Source organism: Acidovorax sp. LjRoot194 (genome assembly GCF_964253015.1).
Taxonomy (GTDB): domain Bacteria; phylum Pseudomonadota; class Gammaproteobacteria; order Burkholderiales; family Burkholderiaceae_C; genus Acidovorax.
In genome coordinates this window covers 1,797,650-1,818,107 of the sequence record NZ_CAXUQB020000001.1, presented here as the reverse complement: position 1 = coordinate 1,818,107, position 20,458 = coordinate 1,797,650, and the positions used below count along the sequence as shown (strand labels likewise).

Sequence of the window (20,458 nt, the reverse complement as noted above, 5' to 3'; positions counted from 1 at the left end):
CGACGGCCCCCTATGTCAGACCAGAACCTCGCCCCCGCTTCCCAGGACGACAACCAGCTCATCGCCGAGCGCCGCGAAAAGCTTCGCGCCTTGCGCGAGGTGCAAGCCAATGGCGGCGGCGTAGCCTTCCCCAACAACTTCAAGCCCGCCCACAAGGCAGCACAGCTGCACCTTGAGCACAGCGACACCACGAACGAGGCCCTGGAGGCCACGCCCGTGACCGTCTCGGTGGCTGGCCGCATGATGCTCAAGCGCGTGATGGGCAAGGCCAGCTTTGCCTCGGTGCAGGACGGATCGCTGGGCGACGTGGGCGGGCGCATCCAGCTGTACGTGACCCGCGACGCCTTGGGCGAGGAGCTGTACGCATCCTTCAAGCACTGGGACCTGGGCGACATCGTGGGCGCCGAAGGCACCCTCATGAAGACCAAGACCGGCGAGCTGTCGGTCAAGGTGACCAGCCTGCGCCTCCTGACCAAGAGCCTGCGCCCGCTGCCGGACAAGTTCCACGGCATGGCCGACCAAGAGCAGAAGTACCGCCAGCGCTATGTGGACCTGATCACCGACGAGCAGGCTCGCAAGCGCTTCATGGCGCGCAGCAAGGCCGTGAGCGGCCTGCGCGACTTCATGGTGAGCCACGGCTTCCTGGAAGTCGAGACGCCCATGCTGCACCCCATTCCGGGCGGCGCCAATGCCAAGCCCTTCGTGACACACCACAACGCGCTGGAGCAGGAGATGTACCTGCGCATCGCGCCGGAGCTGTACTTGAAGCGCCTGATCGTGGGCGGTTTCGAGCGCGTGTTCGAGATCAACCGCAGCTACCGCAACGAAGGTATCTCGGTTCGCCATAACCCCGAGTTCACCATGATGGAGTTCTACGCGGCGTACTGGAACTACTTGGACCTGATGGACTTCACCGAGACGCTGATCCGCGAGGTGGCGCTCAAGGCCACGGGATCGTTGCAGCTGACCTACCAGGGCCGCGCGGTCGACCTGTCGCAGCCGTTCGCACGCCTGACGATCCGCGAAGCGATCTTCCAGTACACCGAGGCCGGCGCCCATGTGGACGACGCCGCCTGGCTGACCAGTGCCCTCAAGAAGCTGGGCCTGAACGAAGAGAAGAACAAGCTGTCCACGCGCTCGCTGGCCAGCCTGCAGGTGCTGTACTTCGAAGAGACGGTGGAAGACAAGCTGTGGCTGCCCACCTTCATCATGGAGCACCCGACCGAAATCTCGCCGTTGGCCCGCGCCAACGACACCCGTCCCGAGGTGACCGAGCGCTTCGAGCTGTACATCACCGGGCGCGAGTTCGGCAATGGTTTCAGCGAGTTGAACGACGCCGAAGACCAGGCCGCGCGCTTTCAGGCCCAGGTGGCGGCCAAGGACGGCGGCGACGACGAAGCCATGTTCTACGACCACGACTTCGTGCGGGCCCTGGAATACGGCATGCCGCCCACAGGGGGTTGCGGGATTGGTATCGATCGCCTCATGATGCTGTTGACCGACAGCCCCAGCATCCGCGACGTGATCCTGTTCCCTGCGCTGCGCCGCGAATCCTGAAAGAGCGCTGGCACCCGGGGCTTCCCGGGTGATTGCGCCCTTGCCGCGTTCAACAGGCCTGAGGAGTCACCGTGCCATTCACATCCAGCAGCACGCCCTATCCCCCCACGCAGCCCCCAGCATCTGGCGGCGGCGGATTCTCGGTCCTGGTGGTTGAAGACCAGGGTTCCGTCCGCGCTGCGTTGGTGGCTGAATTGCGGCACGCGGGAGTCACCGACATCTTCGAGGCGCCGGAAGGCAACGCCGCGCTGCAACTGTTCAAGGCCCATCGGCCCGACCTGGTGCTGCTGGACATCCGCCTGCCCGGCAAGGACGGCTACTGGGTCGCGCAGCAGATGCGCGAGAGCGAAGCCGGTGACTGGACACCGATCATCTTTCTGTCGGGCCTGGACAACGAGCTGGACGTGTGGCGCGGCATCGAGGTGGGCGGCGACGACTACCTCGTCAAGCCGGTCAAGCCCATCGTGCTCATGGCCAAGCTGCGGGCCATGCGGCGCCTCTTGGACATGCGGCGCCGGCTGGTGTCCATGTCTGCCGAGCTGCATGTGGCCAACCAGCGGCTGAACGAGATGGTGGAGGTCGACGCCCTCACTGCCCTGGTCAACCGCCGCGGGTTCGACCGCATCCTGCACAACGAGATTTTGGCGGCGCGGCGCGACGGCACGCCGCTCACGCTGATGCTGTGCGACCTGGACCACTTCAAGCTCTTCAACGACGCCAGCGGCCATGTGCAGGGCGATGCGTGCCTGAAGGAGGTGGGCCGGCTGCTGCGTGAAGTGTGCGTGCGGCCGCGGGACGTGGCCTCGCGTTATGGCGGCGAGGAGTTTGCGCTCATCCTGCCCAACACGCCGCGCTCGGGCGCCATGACCTTTGCCCGCGCGCTGGGCCAGTTGCTCAAGGTGCGCGCCCTGCCCCACGCCGACTCTCCCCTGGGCACTACGCTCACCCTGTCCGGCGGCATCACCACCTGCGTGCCCGACGACAGCACCAACGCCGAGAGCATGATCATGCGGGCCGACCAGGCCCTGTACGCCGCCAAGGCGCAGGGCCGCAACCGGTTTTTCAGTTTTGAAATGCAGATGGACACCCTGGAGCAATTGCGCAATTGAGTCTCTTTTCCGCCTTCTCGTTTGATGCCACCGAACGCAACGCACGCTCTGCGGTCTCGCGCATGCAGGTTCTGAAAACACGGTTGCCCGACTGGATCCAGGACTGGCTGGAAGTCATCATTCCCGGCACGCAGATCCTGCTGATCCTGTTCGTGGCCTGGCTGCTGCAACGCGTACTGCGCCGCATCGTGCGCCGCGCCAGCACCCACTACCAAGTGCCCGACGAACTGGTCGTGCCCATGAACGGGCTGATCCGCTGGGTGGTCGTGGCCAGTGCGCTGCTGCTGGTGCTCGAACGCATGGGCGTGTCGGCCACCGTGCTCTGGACGGCGTTCACCGGCTTTGCCACCGTGGGCGCGGTGGCGTTCTTTGCTGCGTGGAGCGTGCTGTCCAACCTGTTTTGCGCGCTGTTGATCTTCACGGTGCGGCCGTTTCGGATCGGCGACTATATCGAGGTGCTGGACACGGCAGAGAAACCCGGCGCCAAGGGCCGCGTGGTGGACATCAACCTGCTGTACACCACGCTGGAAGACCATGGCGCCACCGCAGAACACGTGGCGTGGCTGCAGATTCCGAATGCGCTGGTGTTTCAGCGCGTGGTGCGGCGGTTTCAGGGGGTGCCACCTGCGGTGGCGCCGCACCCGTCGGCTGCTCCGGCTGCATCACCGGCATCGGCATCGGGCTCGACGTCCGCGTCAACATCGCCAGCGGAAGCCAGCGGGACGCCTGCCGTGGCAGTCAGCGGCCCTGGACCACAGGTTTAGACAGGCGTCCGCAGCTCTGCGCGGGGTGCGCGCCGTGCCTGTCCATCTGTTCTATCGCCTGATCCCCGCGCATCCGGTGTGCGCCCGCACCGCGTGTGCAGCGGGACTGCAGCGCCACAGAGGTGACAGTCAGCCTCTCGTGCGGCCTCCTGTGCGTCCTCTTCAGGGCAGCAGGTCGAGCGCCTGCATGTACGCTGGCTGGTACATCAGCTCATCCCACGGCTGGGGCAGTGTTTCAGGCAGCAGCGCCAGGCGGCGCGACTCGCTGTCCACGCTCGGCTGCCACCGGCCCTGCGCCTGGGCTTTTTCCAGGCCGTCGATGAGTTCATCCACCGCTTGGCCGTCGCCCACGCTCTGGTTGCACAACAGCACCAGGTCGCAGCCGGCCTCCAGGGCCGCCACCGCCGCGTCGGTGTAGCTGACCACCTGGCCGTCCAGGCGGCGTGCGCCTTCCATGCTGAGGTCGTCGCTGAAGATGGCACCGTCAAAGCGCATCTGGCGGCGCAGGATGTCCTGCAGCCAGCGCTGGGAGAAGCCCGCGGGGCGGCTGTCTACCTTGGGGTAGATCACGTGCGCCGGCATCACGCTGGTAAGCGTGGTGCTGAGCCAGGGGTACGGCGCCGCGTCGTCGGCCAGGATGGCTTTGAGGCTGCGCTTGTCCACCGGCACTTCGGTGTGCGAGTCGGCTTTGACGAATCCATGCCCCGGAAAGTGCTTGCCGCAGTTGGCCATGCCTGCCTGCAGCAGGCCGTGCATGAGGCTCTTGGCCAGCAGCGCCACGACGCGCGGATCGCGGTGAAAGGCCCGGTCGCCGATGACGCCGCTTTCGCCCCAGTCCAGGTCCAGCACCGGCGTGAAGCTGAAATCCACGCCGCAGGCGCGCAGCTCGCTGCCCAGCACATAGCCCGCAGCCGTGGCGGCATTGGTGGCCCGCAGGGCGCCGCTGCCGGCAATGGCCTTGGCACCCTTGCCATCGTCCATCCACAGCTCGCCCAGGGCGCGCATCGGCGGCACGTGCGTGAAGCCATCGGTGCGAAAGCGCTGCACGCGGCCGCCTTCGTGGTCCACGCAGATCAACAGGTCGTCGCGCACCGCCTTGATGGCGCTGGTGAGCTGCAGCAGCTGGGCACGGTCGGTCCAGTTGCGGGCAAACAGGATGACGCCGCCGGTCAGCGGGTGGGCCAGGCGGCGGCGGTCTGCGGCGGTGAGCTCTAAGCCAGCCACGTCGAGGATCAGGGGTGCGTGTTCGGTCATGGGTTTCACAAATAATTTGCTATACAAACAATAGCTTCCAGCGCTTGTCAATCAAGCGATAGGGGCCAATTTTTCTTGCATTTTCTCGACCACGCAGAAGCTGGCGGCGTAGTCGGTCTCGTCGGTCACGCTCAGGTGCGCCGTCAGGCCCCGCGCTTCGAACCATTCCTTGAGCGCGCCGTGCAGCACGATCACCGGCTGGCCGCTGGGCAGCTTGGCTACTTCGCAGTGGCGCCAGGTCATGGGCATGCGCATCCCGAGGCCTATGGCCTTGCTGAAGGCCTCCTTGGCCGAAAAGCGGGTGGCCAGGTAGCGCAGGCCCCGGTCGGGCCAGCGGCTGCTCCGCTCGCGCCAAGTGGCCAGCTCGCCGTCGGCCAGCACCTTCTGGGCAAACCGGTCGCCGTGGCGCTCCAGGCTGGCGGCGATGCGCCGTACGTCGCAGATGTCGGTACCGATGCCGTAAATCATGATTGTTGAATAAAAAATGGTGTTAACGCTTGTCTGGCAAGCGCCATCAGCTATCAAATCAGGAGCATCAACGTTTTGCGGTCGAACCTGCCTGGATGCACGCCAGGTACGCCTGCACGGTGGCGGCATAGCCCAGCTCCAGCGCGTCGGCCACCAGCGCGTGGCCGATGGAGACTTCCAGCAGGCCGGGCACATCGCGCACGAAGGCGGCCAGGTTGTCGCAGTTCAGGTCATGCCCCGCGTTGACCCCCAGGCCCGCATCCAGCGCCGCCTGGGCGGCATCGCGGTAGCGTGCCAGTTGCTCGGCCTGCTGGGGCGTGCCCCAGGCTGCGGCATAGGGCTCGGTGTAGAGCTCGACACGGTCGGCGCCTGCGGACTTGGCTGCGGCCATCTGCTCAGGCACCGGGTCCATGAACAGGCTCACGCGCACGCCCAGCGCCTTGCATTCGGCGATCAGGGGTTGCAGGCGCTCGGCATCGTGCGGAAAGCTCCAGCCATGGTCGCTGGTGAACTGGTCTTCGCTGTCGGGCACAAAGGTCGCCTGGTGCGGGCGCACCTGGCGGATGAAGTCCATCAGGTTCTGCGACGGGTTGCCTTCGATGTTGTATTCACGGTCGGGCCAGGCCTTCATCAGCGCCGCCAACTCGAACACGTCGTGGCCGCGGATGTGGCGCTCGTCGGGCCGCGGGTGCACCGTGATGCCCTGCGCGCCCGCCGTCAGGCACAGCTCGGCCGCGCGGGTGACGCTGGGTATGCCCAGGTGGCGCGTGTTGCGCAACAGGGCGACCTTGTTGACGTTGACCGACAGGGCGGTGGTCGGGTGCGAAGGCTGGCGGGTGTGGGATGGCTGGTTCATAGGGCCTGCAGGTCGATCATGAGCTGGCGGGTGCGCAGCGTCGGGCTGCCGCAATGGTATTGCAGCACGGCGCGCAGCTGGGGTTTGAGTTCGGCCGCCACCGGCGCGCAGGCCCGCAGTGTGGCGGTGTAGCTGGCGGTGCTGTTGTCCAGGGCCCGCTGCAGCGCCTGCCACTGGTGGCCCTGCAAGCTGGCCCGGTCGTTTGATGACGCGGCGCGCAAGCCGCCCTCGGCCACCAGCGTGTAGCGGGTGGCGGGCTCCAGGGGCGCGAGGGTCATGGTCTGGGCGTCCAGGCTGGGCAACAGGCCGATCTCGCGCAGCAGCAGCAGCTCGAAGCTGCGCAGCACGGGCTCCAGGGCATCGCCATGCTCGCTGGCCAGCACGCGCACCACGCCCGCATAGGCGTCGAACAGGGCCGTGTGCGGGTCGACACGCGCCAGCAGGCGCAGCAGCAATTCGTTGAGGTACAGCCCCGAGAGCAAGGCATCGCCCGTGGGCATCACATGGCCGCCTACCCACTCGGCCCCCTTGAGGGTGTGAATATCGGCACTGCCATCGCCCGACAAGGTGTAAGTAAGCAACAAGGGCTGCAGCGGCAGCAGCACCGGGCGGAAGTTGGAAGTGGGCTTCTTGGCCCCCTTGGCCACCAGCGCCACGCGGCCCTGCCGGCGGCAGAACACCTCCAGGATCAGGCTGGACTCGCTCCAGTCGTAGCTGTGCAGCACGAAGGCGGGTTCATCGGCGATGCGCTTGGCGGCAGCCACGGTGGTGGGTCTTTGGATGCAGTAGAGGGATCGTCAAAGGGACGCTGCCGCCCCGGACAGGGAGCGGCAGGCCGGGCGTTGTGGCTCCACAGACAAGCGACCAGACCAGGCTGCTACTGAACAGTCCGGTCGTGGCGGCGGCTCATTCGTAGCCGAACGAGCGCACACGCGCCTCGTCGTCGGCCCAGCCCGAGCGCACCTTGACCCAGAGTTCGAGGAATACCTTGGCGTCCATGAGTTTTTCGAGCTCCTGCCGCGCCTCGGTGCCAATGCGCTTCAGGCGTTCACCCTTGTCGCCAATGACCATCATCTTGTGGTTGTCGCGCTCCACTACGATGGTGGCGGCGATCTTGACCAGACGTTTGTGCTGCTTGCTCGCCTCTTCCTCGAACCGGTCGATGACGACGGTGGAGGTGTAGGGCAACTCGTCGCCTGTGAAGCGGAACAGCTTTTCGCGCACCGTTTCGGAGGCCAGGAACTTCTCGCTGCGGTCGGTCAGCTCGTCCTCGGCGTACCACCAGCCCTGCTCGGGCAGGTACTTGGCGCAGATGCCGAAGAGGCGCTCGATATCGCCCTTGTTCTTGGCCGACATGGGCACGAACTCGGCAAACGGATGGCGCTCCTGCATGCTCTTGAGCCAGGGCGCGATCTCGGCGCGGCGGTGGATCATGTCCAGCTTGTTGGCCAGCAGCAGTGTAGGGATGCCGGGCTTGAACAACGACAGCACCTTGGCATCGGCCAGCGTGAAGTTGCCCGCCTCGACCACGAAGAGGATCAGGTCCACGTCGCCGATCGCGCCCATCACGGTCTTGTTGAGGGACTTGTTCAGCGCGGTGGCGTGGCGCGTCTGGAAGCCCGGCGTATCGACAAAGATAAACTGCGTGAGCTCACGCGTGCGGATGCCGGTGATGCGGTGGCGCGTGGTCTGGGCCTTGCGCGATGTGATGCTGATCTTCTGGCCCACCAGCGCGTTGAGCAGCGTGGACTTGCCGACGTTGGGCTTGCCCACGATGGCGATCACCCCGCAGCGCTGGCCTTCTACCGCCGCAGGCGGGCGGGAGGCAGCCAGCATGGCCTCAAGATCATTCTGGACACCGGCGCCTGGCGCGCCGTCTTCTTCACCGGCCACATCATGGGTTGCGTCGTTGTTCATAGGTTCTTTGCTTTCAATGTGGCCAGCATGGCCGCTGCTGCGGTCTGCTCGCCCGCACGGCGAGATCCACCGATGCCGCGTTCGGTCAGGCCCAGTTCGGGGATGTCGCACTCGACATCAAAGGTCTGGCGGTGGGCCGCGCCCACCGTCGCCACTACCCTGTATTGCGGCAGCTTCATTTTGCGACCCTGGAGCCACTCCTGCAACGCGGTTTTGGCGTCCTTGGACGCCGCCTGCATCTGGGGGTTGATTTCGACGCTCTCGAAGAGCCGGTGCACCAGCGCCTCCGCGGCCGAATAGCCAGCGTCGATGTAGACGGCCCCGATGAGCGCCTCCAGCGCATCCGCCAGGATGGACGGGCGCTGCTGGCCACCCGATTTCGACTCGCCTTCGCCCAGGCGCAGCACTTCGGAAATCTTCAACCGCTGCGCAAGCTGGTGCAGCGTGTCTTGCTTGACGAGATTGGCGCGAACGCGGGAGAGATCACCTTCGGGCAGGTCGGCCAGCCGCTGGTACAGCAGGCTGGCGACCGCCAGGTTCAGGACGGAGTCACCCAGAAACTCCAGGCGCTCGTTATGATCGGCCGAGAAACTGCGGTGGGTCGTGGCGCGCTGTAACAGCGCAGGGTTGGAAAACACGTGCTGCAGGCGAGCCTGCAGCGATTGAAGGCCTGGATGCACTACTTGGTTTGCCCTTCGAAACGGTAGACAAGGAATGCAGGGCCTGCCAGTGCGATTTCGCGGGAGTATTTAAAAGAAACGACGATCTTGTCTCCGCGCTTCACCACGTCGAGATCCTTGCCCTGTATCGCGCTAATGTTGTCGATAGCGCTCGCGCGATCAAATATCCCGCGGACATCATTCACAGTCGAGCCTTCCTTGGCCGCTTTGGATGCGGCTTTGTTTACGGCTTGATACTCCAAAAATATCGGAATTGACTGCCCGCCAATTGCGAATATTGCAACTGCAATCAACCCAAGAAAAACCACGCCAATGAAAGACAGGCCGCGCTGGCGAGACCGGCGGCCGAAATAGTTGCTATGCATGTGCTTCCCCTCCATTTGTACAGACAGCCGGCTCATCAGTTAAACGAGCCAATACGCTTGAGATTACCGAAATTCATCCACACGAAGAAGGCCCGCCCCACGATGTTGCCCTCTGGGACAAACCCCCAGTAGCGTGAATCCAGTGAGTTGTCCCGGTTGTCACCCATCATGAAATAGTGGCCTTCAGGGACCTTGCAAACCACCCCTTCCACACTGTAGCGGCAGTTCTGGCGGTTCGCAAAGTTGGAAGCACCTTGCACAAAGGCAGGCACGTCCGGGTTGTTCAAAAGCCGGTGCGGCTGCGCGCCAAGCTGCTCTTCGAACTGCTTGAAGTAGCGCATCGAGTCTTCTTCGAAGAAGTCGGGCATGGCCTTGGTGTCCACGGCCTTGCCATTGATCGTGAGGCGCTTGTTGAGGTATGCCACCTCGTCGCCCGGCACACCCACCACGCGCTTGATGTAGTCGAGCGTCGGCTGTGGCGGGTAGCGAAACACCAGCACGTCACCGCGCTGGGGCGTGTTGCCTTCGATGATCTTGGTGTGGATCACCGGCAGTCGTACCCCGTACGTGAATTTGTTCACCAGGATCAGGTCGCCCACCAGTAGCGTGGGGATCATCGAGCCCGAAGGTATCTTGAAGGGCTCGAACAAAAACGAGCGCAGCAGGAACACCACGACAATGACCGGGAACAGGCCCGCGGTCCAGTCGAGCCACCAAGGCTGCATGAGCAGGCGGCCCTTGGCCTCCTGGACATCCAGGTAGACCTTCTGGATGCCCATGCGGTCCAGTTCGGCACGGCGCTGCACCGCGGCGTCTTCCACGGCTTGCGCCGCGCGCCGCCGCTGCGGCAGAAAGTAAAAGCGCTCTGCCAGCCAGTACGCCCCCGTGACCACCGTCGCCAGAAACAGCAGCAAGGCGAAGTTGCCTTCGAGCGCGCCGAAATACCAGGCGCCGATGTAGCCGGCAAAAATGGCCAACACGGCCGACGTCAGAATCTGCATGAATTGAAGCATCAATCTTCCACCTGCAAAATGGCCAGGAACGCCTCTTGGGGCACCTCGACCGAGCCAATCTGTTTCATGCGTTTCTTGCCTGCCTTCTGCTTTTCAAGGAGCTTGCGCTTGCGGCTGACGTCGCCGCCGTAGCATTTTGCCAGCACGTTCTTGCGCAGCGCCTTGATGGTTTCGCGCGCGATGATGTTGGCGCCGATGGCGGCCTGGATGGCCACGTCGTACATCTGGCGGCTGATGATCTCGCGCATCTTGCCCACCACGGCGCGACCGCGGTACTGCGACTGCGAGCGGTGCACGATGATGGACAGGGCATCCACCTTCTCGCCGTTGAGCAGGATGTCGACCTTGACCACGTCGGAGGCGCGGTACTCCTTGAACTCGTAGTCCATGGAGGCATAGCCGCGCGACACCGACTTGAGCTTGTCGAAGAAGTCCAGAACGATCTCGCCCAGCGGCATCTCATAGGTCAGCATGACCTGGCGACCGTGGTAAGCCATGTTCATCTGCACGCCACGCTTTTGGTTGGCGAGCGTCATGACAGGGCCGACGTACTCCTGCGGCATGTAGAGGTGCACCGTGACGATGGGCTCGCGCACCTCCTCCAGGCGACCCTGGTCGGGCATCTTGGAAGGGTTTTCGACCATGACGATTTCGCCGTCGGCCTTGACGACCTGGTAGACCACGCTGGGCGCGGTGGTGATCAGGTCTTGGTCGAACTCGCGCTCCAGGCGCTCCTGCACGATCTCCATGTGCAGCAGGCCCAGAAATCCGCACCGGAAGCCAAAGCCCAGCGCCTGCGACACCTCGGGTTCATAGTGCAGCGACGCGTCGTTGAGCTTGAGCTTCTCGAGCGCATCGCGCAGGGAGTCGTACTCGCTCGCCTCGGTCGGGTACAGGCCCGCAAACACCTGCGGCTGGATTTCCTTGAAGCCGGGCAGCGCCTGGGCAGCGGGGCCGGCGTTGTTGGGCAGCTTCTTTTCCAGCGTGATGGTGTCGCCGACCTTGGCAGCCTGCAGCTCTTTGATGCCCGCGATGATGTAACCCACCTGGCCCGCATCCAGCGAATTGCGAGGCTCGTTGCCGGGCGTGAACACGCCCAGGTTGTCGGCGTTGTACACAGCCTCGCTGGCCATCATCTTGATGCGCTCGCCCTTGAGCAGGCGACCATCGACCACACGCACCAACATGACCACGCCGACGTAGCTGTCGAACCAGCTGTCGATGATCATCGCGCGCAGCGGGCCATCGGCATTGCCGCGCGGTGCGGGCACCTTCGCGACGATGGCTTCCAGAATCTCGTCGATGCCCATGCCGGTCTTGGCCGAGCAGGGAATGGCATCGGTCGCGTCGATGCCGATCACGTCCTCGATCTCGGCCTTCGCATTCTCTGGATCGGCGTTGGGCAGATCCATCTTGTTGAGCACGGGCACCACCTCCACGCCGAGGTCCAGCGCGGTGTAGCAGTTGGCCACGGTCTGTGCTTCGACACCTTGCGATGCGTCGACGACGAGCAATGCACCTTCGCAGGCAGACAGCGAACGGCTCACCTCGTACGAGAAGTCGACGTGGCCCGGGGTGTCGATCAGGTTGAGGTTGTACACCTGCCCATCCTGGGCCTTGTACTGCAGCGCAGCGGTCTGCGCCTTGATGGTTATCCCACGCTCTTTTTCGATGTCCATCGAGTCGAGCACCTGGGCTTCCATGTCGCGCTCAGCAAGACCTCCGCAACGTTGGATCAAGCGATCGGCCAGCGTCGACTTGCCATGGTCGATGTGCGCGATGATGGAAAAATTTCTGATGTGGTTCATCAACGAAAAACGTCAAGTGATTGAATTAAAACGGCGCGCACAAGAAAAAAGGGCGCGTCGAATGGCGACGCGCCCTGAACCAACAATCATTGGCAACTGCGATAGTTGGAACTTCATTGTAGGCAAAAAGCCCGCTGAAAAAAGCCCGCCCGACTGCATCTCAGGGGAGTTGTCACGCTGCAACATGAATTTTATGCACAGCTTATTCACAATTGGCACAACAACAACGCTGGACAACTTGTGGGTGAGCTGTGGATCAGCTGTGCATGGCACGCTGGCATCCCGCATCGTGAACCCGACGCCATTCAATATACCGTTAAGGTTTGAACAGGTGCCCGTATTCTATCGAAATCGATCGATAGAGCGAAACCGATGTAAGCGAAAGCTAACTTTAAAGCGCCACAAAGACCTTGGGCACCTCTGCAAAAAAATAGTGCGACCACCCCAAAAGGCGAGACGCCGAAGGGGTAATGACGCACGTCATCACCCCTTTACGCGCCCCAGGACAGCACTCAGCGGGCAGGACGGATCAGTGCGTATTGCGCCCATTCACCGCGGCGGTACAGCACATTGATCGCCTTGGACTTGTCAGCCTTGGCCAAGACTGACTCGAAGTCTTTCACACCTGCTACTTCGGTGTTGGCGATCGACAGGATGACATCGCCGTCTCTCAGGCCCGCCCGCGCTGCGGCTTCAGTGGCAGCCGTGACAACGACGCCGCCCTTGACCTTGAGCTCCTTCTTTTGCGCATCGGTCAGCTCTGCCACCGCAAGACCCACCTGCTGCGCTGCTGCCGAGGCCTTGGGCTTTTCTTCGCGCTCCGGCGCTTTTGCCACAGCCTTGTCCGGCTCGATCTCGGCGATGGTGAGCGACAGGTCGCGCGATGCTCCGCGGCGGAAGACGGTCACCGTGCTCTTGCTGCCAGGCTTGGTGTTCCCCACCAGGCGCGGCAGATCTGCCACCTTTTCAATCGGCTTGCCGTCAAAGCGCGTGATGATGTCGCCAGCCTCCACGCCAGCCTTGTCGGCAGGCGAGCCCGACTCCACACCCGTGACCAGCGCACCCTGGGCTTTGCCCAGGCCGATGGATTCCGCGACATCGCGCGTGACCTGACCGATCTGCACACCGATGCGGCCCCGGGTCACGCGGCCCGACGCGCGCAACTGCTCGCTCACGCGGATCGCCTCATCCATCGGGATGGCGAACGAGATGCCCATGAAGCCACCTGAGCGCGAATAGATCTGGCTGTTGATGCCCACCACCTCACCGCGCATGTTGATCAGCGGTCCGCCGGAATTGCCGGGGTTGATCGCCACATCGGTCTGGATGAAAGGCAGGTAGTCGCCGGTGTCGCGCTGCTTGGCACTCACGATGCCCGCCGTGACGGTGTTCTCCAGACCGAAGGGAGAGCCGATGGCCATCACCCATTCGCCCACACGCAGGCGGCTCAGATCACCCACCTTGACGGCTGGCAGGCCCGTGGCTTCGATCTTGACCACCGCAACGTCCGTGCGCTTGTCGGCACCGATGATCTTGGCCTTGAATTCACGCTTGTCCGTCAGCGTGACGATCACTTCGTCTGCACCTTCGACCACGTGGGCATTCGTCATCACAAAGCCATCGGCCGTCAGGATGAAACCAGAGCCCACGCCGCGCGGCTGCGCCTCTTCGTCCTGCTGCGGACGCTGGGGGCGCTGCTGCCGCGGCGTATTCGGAATCGGCACGCCGAAACGCTTGAAGAACTCCAGCATCTCTTCGTCCATGCCGTTCGCGCCCGCCCGGCTGGACGCCTTCTCCACGGTGCGGATGTTGACCACCGAAGGGCCCACTTGATCCACCAGGTCCGTGAAATCGGGCAGGCCCCGCACGGCCGCTGCAGGCTGCGCCAACGCGACCTGCGGCAACAACCCTGCGGTGCCAGCCACACCCACCAACACCGATGCAAGCGCCCACGAGCGCAGCACGGTTCCATCAAACTTCGACATCTTTGACCTTTCGTGAAATGTGACGAACGCCGTCATACAACTGTGTGTAACTGTGAAGAATGTGCGTCCAATTGGTTCCCCGGCAAGAGGCATATTCAACCTGGACGGCACTGCATGACACGGCACGGCATGGAACCAGCGGCGCTGCGGTACGCCGCATGCGCATCAACGCGTGCGCTCGAGCTGCCCGGCGAAAAGGCGCAGGGTATGCATCGGCACCTCGCCCACTAGCGTCAGCCACACGTCGGGCGTTATCTTTTGCGCGAGCAACTGCGTGGCGCCCATGCTGGAGACCTGCGGCTGGGCCGGGTGGCGCTGCGCATCGAACGGTTCCATGAACAGCGATACGGACGCCAGGCCATCCGAGTACAGGCACTGCAGGATGCCTTGGGCATCATCGGTGGCAGACACGGCGCGCTTGTTGCAGCTTACCGGCACGAAGCCCGCCACGGGTTGGCGCAGGGTCCAGCCCTCTTCCTTGGCCGTCGTCTTGACCACCGCAGACGCGACCACTTTGTAGCCAGCGGTTGCATCCATCAGGCGCGAGAGTTGATCGGCGCGCACGGGCGCATTGAGGTCGAGCTCCGAAAAGGCGGACTGCTCCAGCACGCGGCCGTCCGGACCGAGCGTCTGCAGCTTGACGACCAGACCGGTTTCTTTCTCGCTCCAGAGCCGGTATCCAAACCTCAGACCATCCAGCGGCTTGAACCACACGACCTCGGCAACCAGCCCGGCGACCCGTTCCTGGCCCAGAGGCTTGGACACATAGAACTGGGAAATGGACGCCCCGTTGACCGCGGGCACGCGCGGGAAAAGGCCTGACGCTTCCTTGCGGTCCATCCGCACCACCCGGGTCTGCGGCCAGAACGTGCGTACTTCGTCATTGCGCCGGAAGATGACCCGGGGCGTGCCGCTCAGGACTTCGACCTGCTCCATCTGCTGCTGGGCATCGCACGCCTGCCAGATCCGCGAGCTGGCCATGGCCCCGGTGGCAGACAGGACCACAAACGTGCCCACATAGGGCCGTGCGCAGGGCGCGCGGTGCATGCGCTCGATCCACTGCACCACGTTGCGCTCAGCAGGGGCCGCAGCGACCTCGACTGCCGATGCAGGCGCAGATGAAGGTAAAGGTGCGCTTGCCTGCGGCGCCCCCATGGCACAGGACACCCCAAAAACGCACAGCGCGGCCCGAACTGGTGCCTTGAGCCATCGATACGCCAACATTGCGGGGCTGACTGCGTCTCCTGGCGGGTTCATCGCACCACCTCAATGCCAATGCCTGTGCCGGCCAGGCATTCAGCGGTTGGGAGTCTCAAAGGTGGCATTGCGCAAGAAACCTGCCGGCATTTGCAACGCCGAGGTGCTTCCAAATTGCTTGTGGGCGGCCAACAGCTCGTCCAGACGCGGGTCACGGATCATGATCTGCTGCCCGTCAGCATCGGCAACCGCCACCACGGGCGCTGCCACAGAGCCCGCCTGTGCTGGGCGCTCCGCAGATTGCTGGGCCAGTTGCGCGCCCGCCGGCACCTGCCCTGCCCCGCCTTGCAGGCTGGACAGCGACGACCAGCCGATGGCAGCCACTGCGGCCATCGAGGCAAATCCCGCGGCCATCTTCCAGCGGAAAACGGACGCATTGGCTGCCGCCGTTGCCACAGGGGCCACCACAGCCACCTGCACGGGCTCCTGCGCCCGCACCGGCAGCGGCTCCTTGGCCAATTCCGTGCGCAACCGGCTCATGAAACCCGTGTCGACGGACTGCGCGAGCTCCGGCGAGCGCAGCACATCGCCGACCAGGTGGTACAGCTCCCACGTGGCCATGGCTTCATCGTCCTGGCCCGCATAGGCCAGCGCATCCGCCAGTTCAGCGCCTTGCAGCTGCCCGTCTGCCAGCGCAGAAAGTTGTTCTCGTTTGTCCGTACTGTCCGCCATGGAACTACCCGTCGATTTGATGTTTGCTACAGCCTTGTTCATTTCATCACCTCACCACCGTTTGCCCGACTGGTTTTCGAGCAAAGGACGCACCCGGGCCGAAATGGCCTCCCGCGCCCGAAAAATTCGCGACCGGACCGTGCCGATGGGGCATCCCATCGCCAGCGCGATCTCGTCGTAACTCAGCCCTTCGATCTCACGCAGCGTGACCGCCTGGCGCAAATCCTCGGGTAAGGCCTCCATCGCCGCATTGACGGCTTGCGCGATTTCTCGGGCAGCGAGTACGGTTTCGGGGGTTTCTTCGCTGGTTAGTTCATGTCCGAGGCGGGAAGTTTCATCTTCGTCGTCATTCCCTCGCAGCGCGTTTTCAGAGATGACCGGGTTGCGCTTCATGTCCATGAGCGCTTTTTTGGCCGTGTTCACCGCGATACGGTAAAGCCAGGTGTAGAACTGGGCCTCTCCGCGAAATTGGTGCAGGGCCCGGTAGGCGCGGATGAAGGTTTCCTGCGCGATGTCCGGAATGATGTCCGTATCGCGCACCATCCGGCCAATGAGCCGCTCGATGCGCCGCTGGTATTTAATGACCAGCAACTCGTAGGCACGCTGATCGCCCGCAACCGTGCGCTCCACCAGTTGGAGATCACTGTCCTCGGAAGGGGAAGGCGTATTTACAGTCATTGATGCTCGAAAATCACGCCCCACGGCTACCAGCCGGGGCGATTGCGTCAGGGTCAACGCCCGGCTTGGCGCGCGAATATACCGCACGGCGCAGATCCATCCAACGCTCGGGTTGGCTTGAACGCTCCAGCCATAGCCAGAGATCGCGACGCCCCGCGGGCGAAACATGCACCCACAAGTGCGACTGCATGTCGAGAAAGATTCCCGGCGGGCCAGAAAGTGCCCGGGCCTGCCCATCGGCATGTCCGCCAGCCACAGTGACCGACCAGGACTGCCCATCCCAGCGGAGGGTGCCCACAGGCTGACGGCGCCAGAAATCAAAGGCATTGATCGCGGCTACCAGCCACACGCCCATGGCCACCCAGACGGGCCACTGGATACCCGCACGAACGCCCTGCAACGCCCAGGCCACCAATCCGCCGAGTCCCCCTGCCGCCACGGCGACAAGAAAAGCCGCCAGAACGCTGCTGCGTCCGAAGGGATAGTTCACCGCCGGGGCGTACCGCGCCAGCTTGCTCATGGGGCCTGATGCCTCACGCTGAAGACGGGAGACTCAGAAGCGTGCAAGCGCAGCGTTTGCGAGAACCCGCCTTGCCTGCGCACGCAAAGCGCGCTGCCGTCTGGGCGCTCCAGGCGTGTTTGAGAACTGCAGGCAAAGAGACTGCACCCCAAAGACCAATCCACAGTGTCCACCGCGAAGCAATGGACACCGCGTTCAGGCGCGCTTGAACACCAGCGTGCCGTTGGTGCCCCCGAAGCCGAAGTTGTTCTTCACGGCCACGTCGATCTTCATGTCCCGGGCCGTGTTGGCACAGTAATCCAGATCGCACTCGGGGTCCTGGTTGAACAGGTTGATCGTAGGCGGCACCTTCTGGTGGTACAGCGCGAGCACGGTGAAAATACTTTCGATGCCGCCCGCTCCACCCAGCAGATGGCCGGTCATGGATTTGGTCGAGCTCACGACGGTCTTGTAGGCGTGGTCGCCCAGGGCCGCCTTGATGGCATTCGTTTCGTTCAGGTCGCCCAGCGGCGTGGAGGTGCCGTGCGCGTTCAGGTAGTCCACTTGGTCGGCATTCATGCCTGCATTGCGCAAGGCGTTGAGCATCGCGCGGCGCGGGCCGTCCATGTTGGGTGCCGTCATGTGGCCGGCGTCGGCACTCATGCCGAAGCCGCTCAGTTCGGCGTAAATCTTGGCACCGCGGGCCTTGGCATGCTCGTACTCTTCGAGCACCATGACCCCGGCGCCCTCGCCCAGCACAAAACCGTCGCGGTCCTTGTCCCAGGGGCGGGATGCCGTCTTGGGATCATCGTTGCGCGTCGACAGCGCACGCATGGCAGCGAAGCCGCCGATGCCCAGCGGCGAGACAGTGGATTCGGTACCACCCGCCACGACCACGTCGGCATCTCCGTATTCGATCATGCGGCCCGCTTCGCCGATGCAATGCAAGCCCGTTGTGCAGGCAGTCACCACAGCGAGGTTAGGACCCTTGAATCCAAACCGCATGGACACATGCCCCGCCACCATGTTGATGATGGACGCCGGCACGAAGAACGGCGTGACACGCCGGGGACCCCGGTTGGTGAGCTCGGCATGGGTGTTTTCGATCAGTGGCAGGCCACCGATCCCGGAGCCAATCACGCAGGCAATGCGGGTGGCCAGATCTTCACTGAGCGCTTCACCCGTCGGCAGGCCCGCATCCTGCACGGCTTGTGCAGCAGCGGCAATGCCGAAGTGGATGAAACTGTCCATCGCGCGCGCATCCTTGGCGCTGATGTACGACTCCAGGTCGAAACCCTTGACCTCCCCTGCAATCTTGCAGGCGAAGTTCGATGCATCGAACTTGGTGATAAGGTCAATGCCGGACTGGCCGGCAAGAATATTGGCCCAGGACTCGGCCACCGTGTTACCCACGGGGCTGACGCATCCCAGGCCGGTCACGACAACGCGACGACGGCTCATGCGTGAAAACCTTCTAGCTGATCGCTTGAGTCAGGCGCAGTGCGCCGCTCAGGCCTTCTGGTGGGTGTTGGCGTAGTCGATGGCGTTTTGCACCGTCGTGATCTTCTCCGCGTCTTCGTCGGGGATCTCGATGCCGAATTCGTCTTCCAGGGCCATCACCAGTTCTACCGTGTCCAGCGAATCAGCGCCGAGGTCAGCGACGAACGCCTTTTCGTTCGTGACTTGGGACTCTTCCACTCCGAGTTGCTCGGCAATGATTTTTTTGACGCGTGCTTCGATATCGCTCATGGTTTCCCTCTGGGGGTTGTGAATGAATCCGCGATTCTAGCTGCTTAAGGAGAAGCCCTAAACAGCCCGCCGTCCGGATGAAGCGGCGTTATCTTTCATTAATTACATGTACATGCCGCCATTGACGTGCAACTCCTGCCCCGTCACATAACCAGCCTCGCGCGAGGCGAGATAAGCGACCGCATGCGCGATGTCCCGAGGCTTGCCCATGTGGCCCAGCGGGATCTGTGCATTGAGCGCTTTTTGCTGCTCTTCGGCCAACACGGACGTCATGTCCGTCTCGATGAAACCGGGTGCCACGCAGTTCACGGTGATGCTGCGGCTGCCCAGCTCACGGGCCAGTGCACGCGTCATGCCGGCCACGCCCGCCTTCGCCGCGGCGTAGTTGGCCTGTCCCGGATTGCCGGACGCGCCCACCACACTGGTGATGCTGATGATGCGCCCGAAACGCTGCTTCATCATCGGACGAATGGCGGCGCGGCTCATGCGGAAAACGGCCTTGAGATTGGTGTCGAGCACCGCATCCCAGTCATCGTCCTTCATGCGCATGGCCAGGGTGTCGCGGGTGATGCCTGCGTTGTTCACCAGCACGTGCAGACCGCCCTGCTGCTTGACGATGGTGTCCAGCAGCGCGTCGATGGCCGCCATGTCGTTCACATTCAGATTGGCGCCGCGGCAGCCTGGGTAGGCCGCAAGCGCCTGGCTGATACGCTGTGCGCCTTCGTCCGTAGTGGCAGTGCCCACCACCTGGTAGCCGCGCACGGCCAGCTCCAGCGCGATGGCCGCGCCGATGCCGCGCGATGCGCCGGTGACCAGCGCGACCTGCGCTGCCGATGAGGTTTCCGTCATGCCAGCAACTCCCGGGTTTCGGCCAGCGAGGCCGGATCAAATAGGGCGCCACCGACCAGTTCAGGGTCGATGCGTTTGGTGAGGCCCGCCAGCACCTTGCCAGGGCCGCTTTCGATGATGTGGGTGATGCCACGCGCCTTCAGGGCGTGCACGCATTCGACCCAGCGCACGGGGCCAAAAGCCTGGCGGTACAGCGCATCGCGGATCGCGTCGGCATCTTGCTGCAGGGCCACGTCCACGTTGTTGAGAACGGGAATCTGCGGCGCCGCGAGCGCCACATCCGCCAGCGCTGCACGCAGCTTATCGGCCGCGGGCTTCATCAGACTGGAGTGGAAAGGGGCCGACACCGGCAGGGGCAGCGTGCGCTTGGCGCCTGCAGCCTTGAGCACTTCGCAGGCCTTGTCCACGCCCGCCTTGGTGCCCGCAATCACGGTCTGGATGGGGTCGTTGAAATTGACCGCCTCGACCACTTCCGAAGTGCCAGGGCCGAACGAAGCCAGTGCTTCGGCACACCCGGCGATGACCTTGGCCGAATCCATGCCCAGGATGGCCGCCATGGCACCCGTACCCACCGGCACGGCTTCCTGCATGGCGGCAGCGCGCAGTCGCACCAGCGGCGCGGCTTGCGCCAGCGTGAGCACGCCCGCAGCCACCAGCGCCGAATACTCGCCCAGCGAGTGCCCGGCCACCGCAGCCGGCAGCGCACCACCTTCGGCACGCCACACGCGCCAGGCCGCGACACCCGCCACCAGCATCACAGGCTGCGTGTTCGTCGTCAGTGCCAGCGCTTCCTTGGGGCCATCCTTGATCAACTGGCCGACGTTCTCGCCCAGCGCATCCGAGGCCTCCTGCAGCGTCTGCAAGACCACGGGGTTGTCGCCCCAGCCGTCCAGCATGCCCACGGACTGAGAGCCTTGCCCGGGAAAGACCAATGCAAAAGTCTTCATGAAAAATCCAGAAATATGGTTGAAATCTCGC

At 63.7% G+C, this 20,458-nt stretch carries 21 protein-coding genes; 3 read left to right on the top strand and 18 right to left on the bottom strand.

Annotated features, from left to right (window positions below):
- Positions 1-12 precede the first annotated feature (12 nt).
- From lysS to ACSQ3N_RS08295, 3 genes are all read left to right on the top strand, one after another.
- Positions 13-1,557, top strand: coding sequence for a lysine--tRNA ligase (lysS, locus tag ACSQ3N_RS08305; RefSeq protein WP_436146033.1), 1,545 nt, complete (start codon positions 13-15; stop codon positions 1,555-1,557).
- 71 nt (positions 1,558-1,628) lie between these two features.
- Entirely contained in the window at positions 1,629-2,666 is a 1,038-nt protein-coding gene (locus ACSQ3N_RS08300) for a diguanylate cyclase domain-containing protein (RefSeq protein WP_436146032.1), read from the top strand.
- A 62-nt stretch (positions 2,667-2,728) separates the two neighbouring features.
- Positions 2,729-3,430 (top strand): mechanosensitive ion channel family protein, encoded by a 702-nt coding sequence (locus tag ACSQ3N_RS08295; RefSeq protein WP_235507239.1) that lies wholly within the window; start codon positions 2,729-2,731, stop codon positions 3,428-3,430.
- A gap of 162 nt (positions 3,431-3,592) precedes the next feature.
- Here ACSQ3N_RS08295 and nagZ read toward each other — a convergent pair whose 3' ends face one another.
- From nagZ to fabD, 18 genes are all read right to left on the bottom strand, one after another.
- Positions 3,593-4,684, bottom strand: coding sequence for a beta-N-acetylhexosaminidase (gene nagZ, locus ACSQ3N_RS08290; protein ID WP_056162148.1), 1,092 nt, complete (start codon positions 4,682-4,684; stop codon positions 3,593-3,595).
- 51 nt (positions 4,685-4,735) lie between these two features.
- Positions 4,736-5,152: a holo-ACP synthase gene (gene acpS / locus ACSQ3N_RS08285; RefSeq protein ID WP_056162146.1), complete on the bottom strand. Its 417-nt coding sequence runs from the start codon at positions 5,150-5,152 to the stop codon at positions 4,736-4,738.
- A gap of 67 nt (positions 5,153-5,219) precedes the next feature.
- Positions 5,220-6,008 carry a pyridoxine 5'-phosphate synthase gene (locus ACSQ3N_RS08280; protein WP_056162141.1) on the bottom strand — a complete coding sequence of 263 codons (789 nt, stop codon included), beginning with the start codon at positions 6,006-6,008 and terminating at the stop codon, positions 5,220-5,222.
- Positions 6,005-6,772 (bottom strand): DNA repair protein RecO, encoded by a 768-nt coding sequence (gene recO, locus ACSQ3N_RS08275; protein ID WP_056162139.1) that lies wholly within the window; start codon positions 6,770-6,772, stop codon positions 6,005-6,007. The genes ACSQ3N_RS08280 and recO overlap by 4 nt, the downstream gene beginning before the upstream one ends.
- Positions 6,773-6,914: 142 nt before the next feature.
- Positions 6,915-7,925: a GTPase Era gene (era, locus tag ACSQ3N_RS08270; RefSeq protein ID WP_056162136.1), complete on the bottom strand. Its 1,011-nt coding sequence runs from the start codon at positions 7,923-7,925 to the stop codon at positions 6,915-6,917.
- Complete coding sequence (gene rnc / locus ACSQ3N_RS08265) at positions 7,922-8,605, bottom strand: ribonuclease III (RefSeq protein ID WP_056162132.1); 684 nt, start codon at positions 8,603-8,605, stop codon at positions 7,922-7,924. Before rnc ends, era begins: the two co-directional genes overlap by 4 nt.
- Entirely contained in the window at positions 8,605-8,970 is a 366-nt protein-coding gene (locus ACSQ3N_RS08260; RefSeq protein WP_056162617.1) for a DUF4845 domain-containing protein, read from the bottom strand. Before ACSQ3N_RS08260 ends, rnc begins: the two co-directional genes overlap by 1 nt.
- 35 nt (positions 8,971-9,005) lie before the next feature.
- Entirely contained in the window at positions 9,006-9,983 is a 978-nt protein-coding gene (lepB, locus tag ACSQ3N_RS08255) for a signal peptidase I (RefSeq protein ID WP_436146031.1), read from the bottom strand.
- Positions 9,983-11,791, bottom strand: coding sequence for a translation elongation factor 4 (lepA, locus tag ACSQ3N_RS08250; RefSeq protein WP_056162127.1), 1,809 nt, complete (start codon positions 11,789-11,791; stop codon positions 9,983-9,985). The genes lepB and lepA overlap by 1 nt, the downstream gene beginning before the upstream one ends.
- A 512-nt stretch (positions 11,792-12,303) precedes the next feature.
- Positions 12,304-13,776: a Do family serine endopeptidase gene (locus tag ACSQ3N_RS08245; protein ID WP_056162125.1), complete on the bottom strand. Its 1,473-nt coding sequence runs from the start codon at positions 13,774-13,776 to the stop codon at positions 12,304-12,306.
- Between the two features lie 165 nt (positions 13,777-13,941).
- Entirely contained in the window at positions 13,942-15,033 is a 1,092-nt protein-coding gene (locus ACSQ3N_RS08240; protein ID WP_082516696.1) for a MucB/RseB C-terminal domain-containing protein, read from the bottom strand.
- Between the two features lie 39 nt (positions 15,034-15,072).
- Positions 15,073-15,705: a sigma-E factor negative regulatory protein gene (locus ACSQ3N_RS08235; RefSeq protein ID WP_056162122.1), complete on the bottom strand. Its 633-nt coding sequence runs from the start codon at positions 15,703-15,705 to the stop codon at positions 15,073-15,075.
- A 51-nt stretch (positions 15,706-15,756) separates the two neighbouring features.
- The gene (gene rpoE, locus ACSQ3N_RS08230; protein ID WP_056162119.1) at positions 15,757-16,383 is read right to left on the bottom strand and encodes an RNA polymerase sigma factor RpoE; all 627 of its coding nucleotides are present in this window, start codon (positions 16,381-16,383) and stop codon (positions 15,757-15,759) included.
- A 13-nt stretch (positions 16,384-16,396) separates the two neighbouring features.
- A complete protein-coding gene (locus tag ACSQ3N_RS08225; RefSeq protein WP_056162109.1) occupies positions 16,397-16,903 on the bottom strand; it encodes a hypothetical protein in 507 nt (168 codons plus the stop codon).
- A 195-nt stretch (positions 16,904-17,098) separates the two neighbouring features.
- Positions 17,099-18,343, bottom strand: coding sequence for a beta-ketoacyl-ACP synthase II (gene fabF / locus ACSQ3N_RS08220; RefSeq protein ID WP_056162105.1), 1,245 nt, complete (start codon positions 18,341-18,343; stop codon positions 17,099-17,101).
- 48 nt (positions 18,344-18,391) lie between these two features.
- Positions 18,392-18,631, bottom strand: coding sequence for an acyl carrier protein (acpP, locus tag ACSQ3N_RS08215; RefSeq protein ID WP_003058049.1), 240 nt, complete (start codon positions 18,629-18,631; stop codon positions 18,392-18,394).
- A 102-nt stretch (positions 18,632-18,733) separates the two neighbouring features.
- A complete protein-coding gene (fabG, locus tag ACSQ3N_RS08210; protein ID WP_056162102.1) occupies positions 18,734-19,480 on the bottom strand; it encodes a 3-oxoacyl-ACP reductase FabG in 747 nt (248 codons plus the stop codon).
- The gene (gene fabD / locus ACSQ3N_RS08205; protein WP_056162097.1) at positions 19,477-20,427 is read right to left on the bottom strand and encodes an ACP S-malonyltransferase; all 951 of its coding nucleotides are present in this window, start codon (positions 20,425-20,427) and stop codon (positions 19,477-19,479) included. Before fabD ends, fabG begins: the two co-directional genes overlap by 4 nt.
- Between the last annotated feature and the right edge of the window lie 31 nt (positions 20,428-20,458).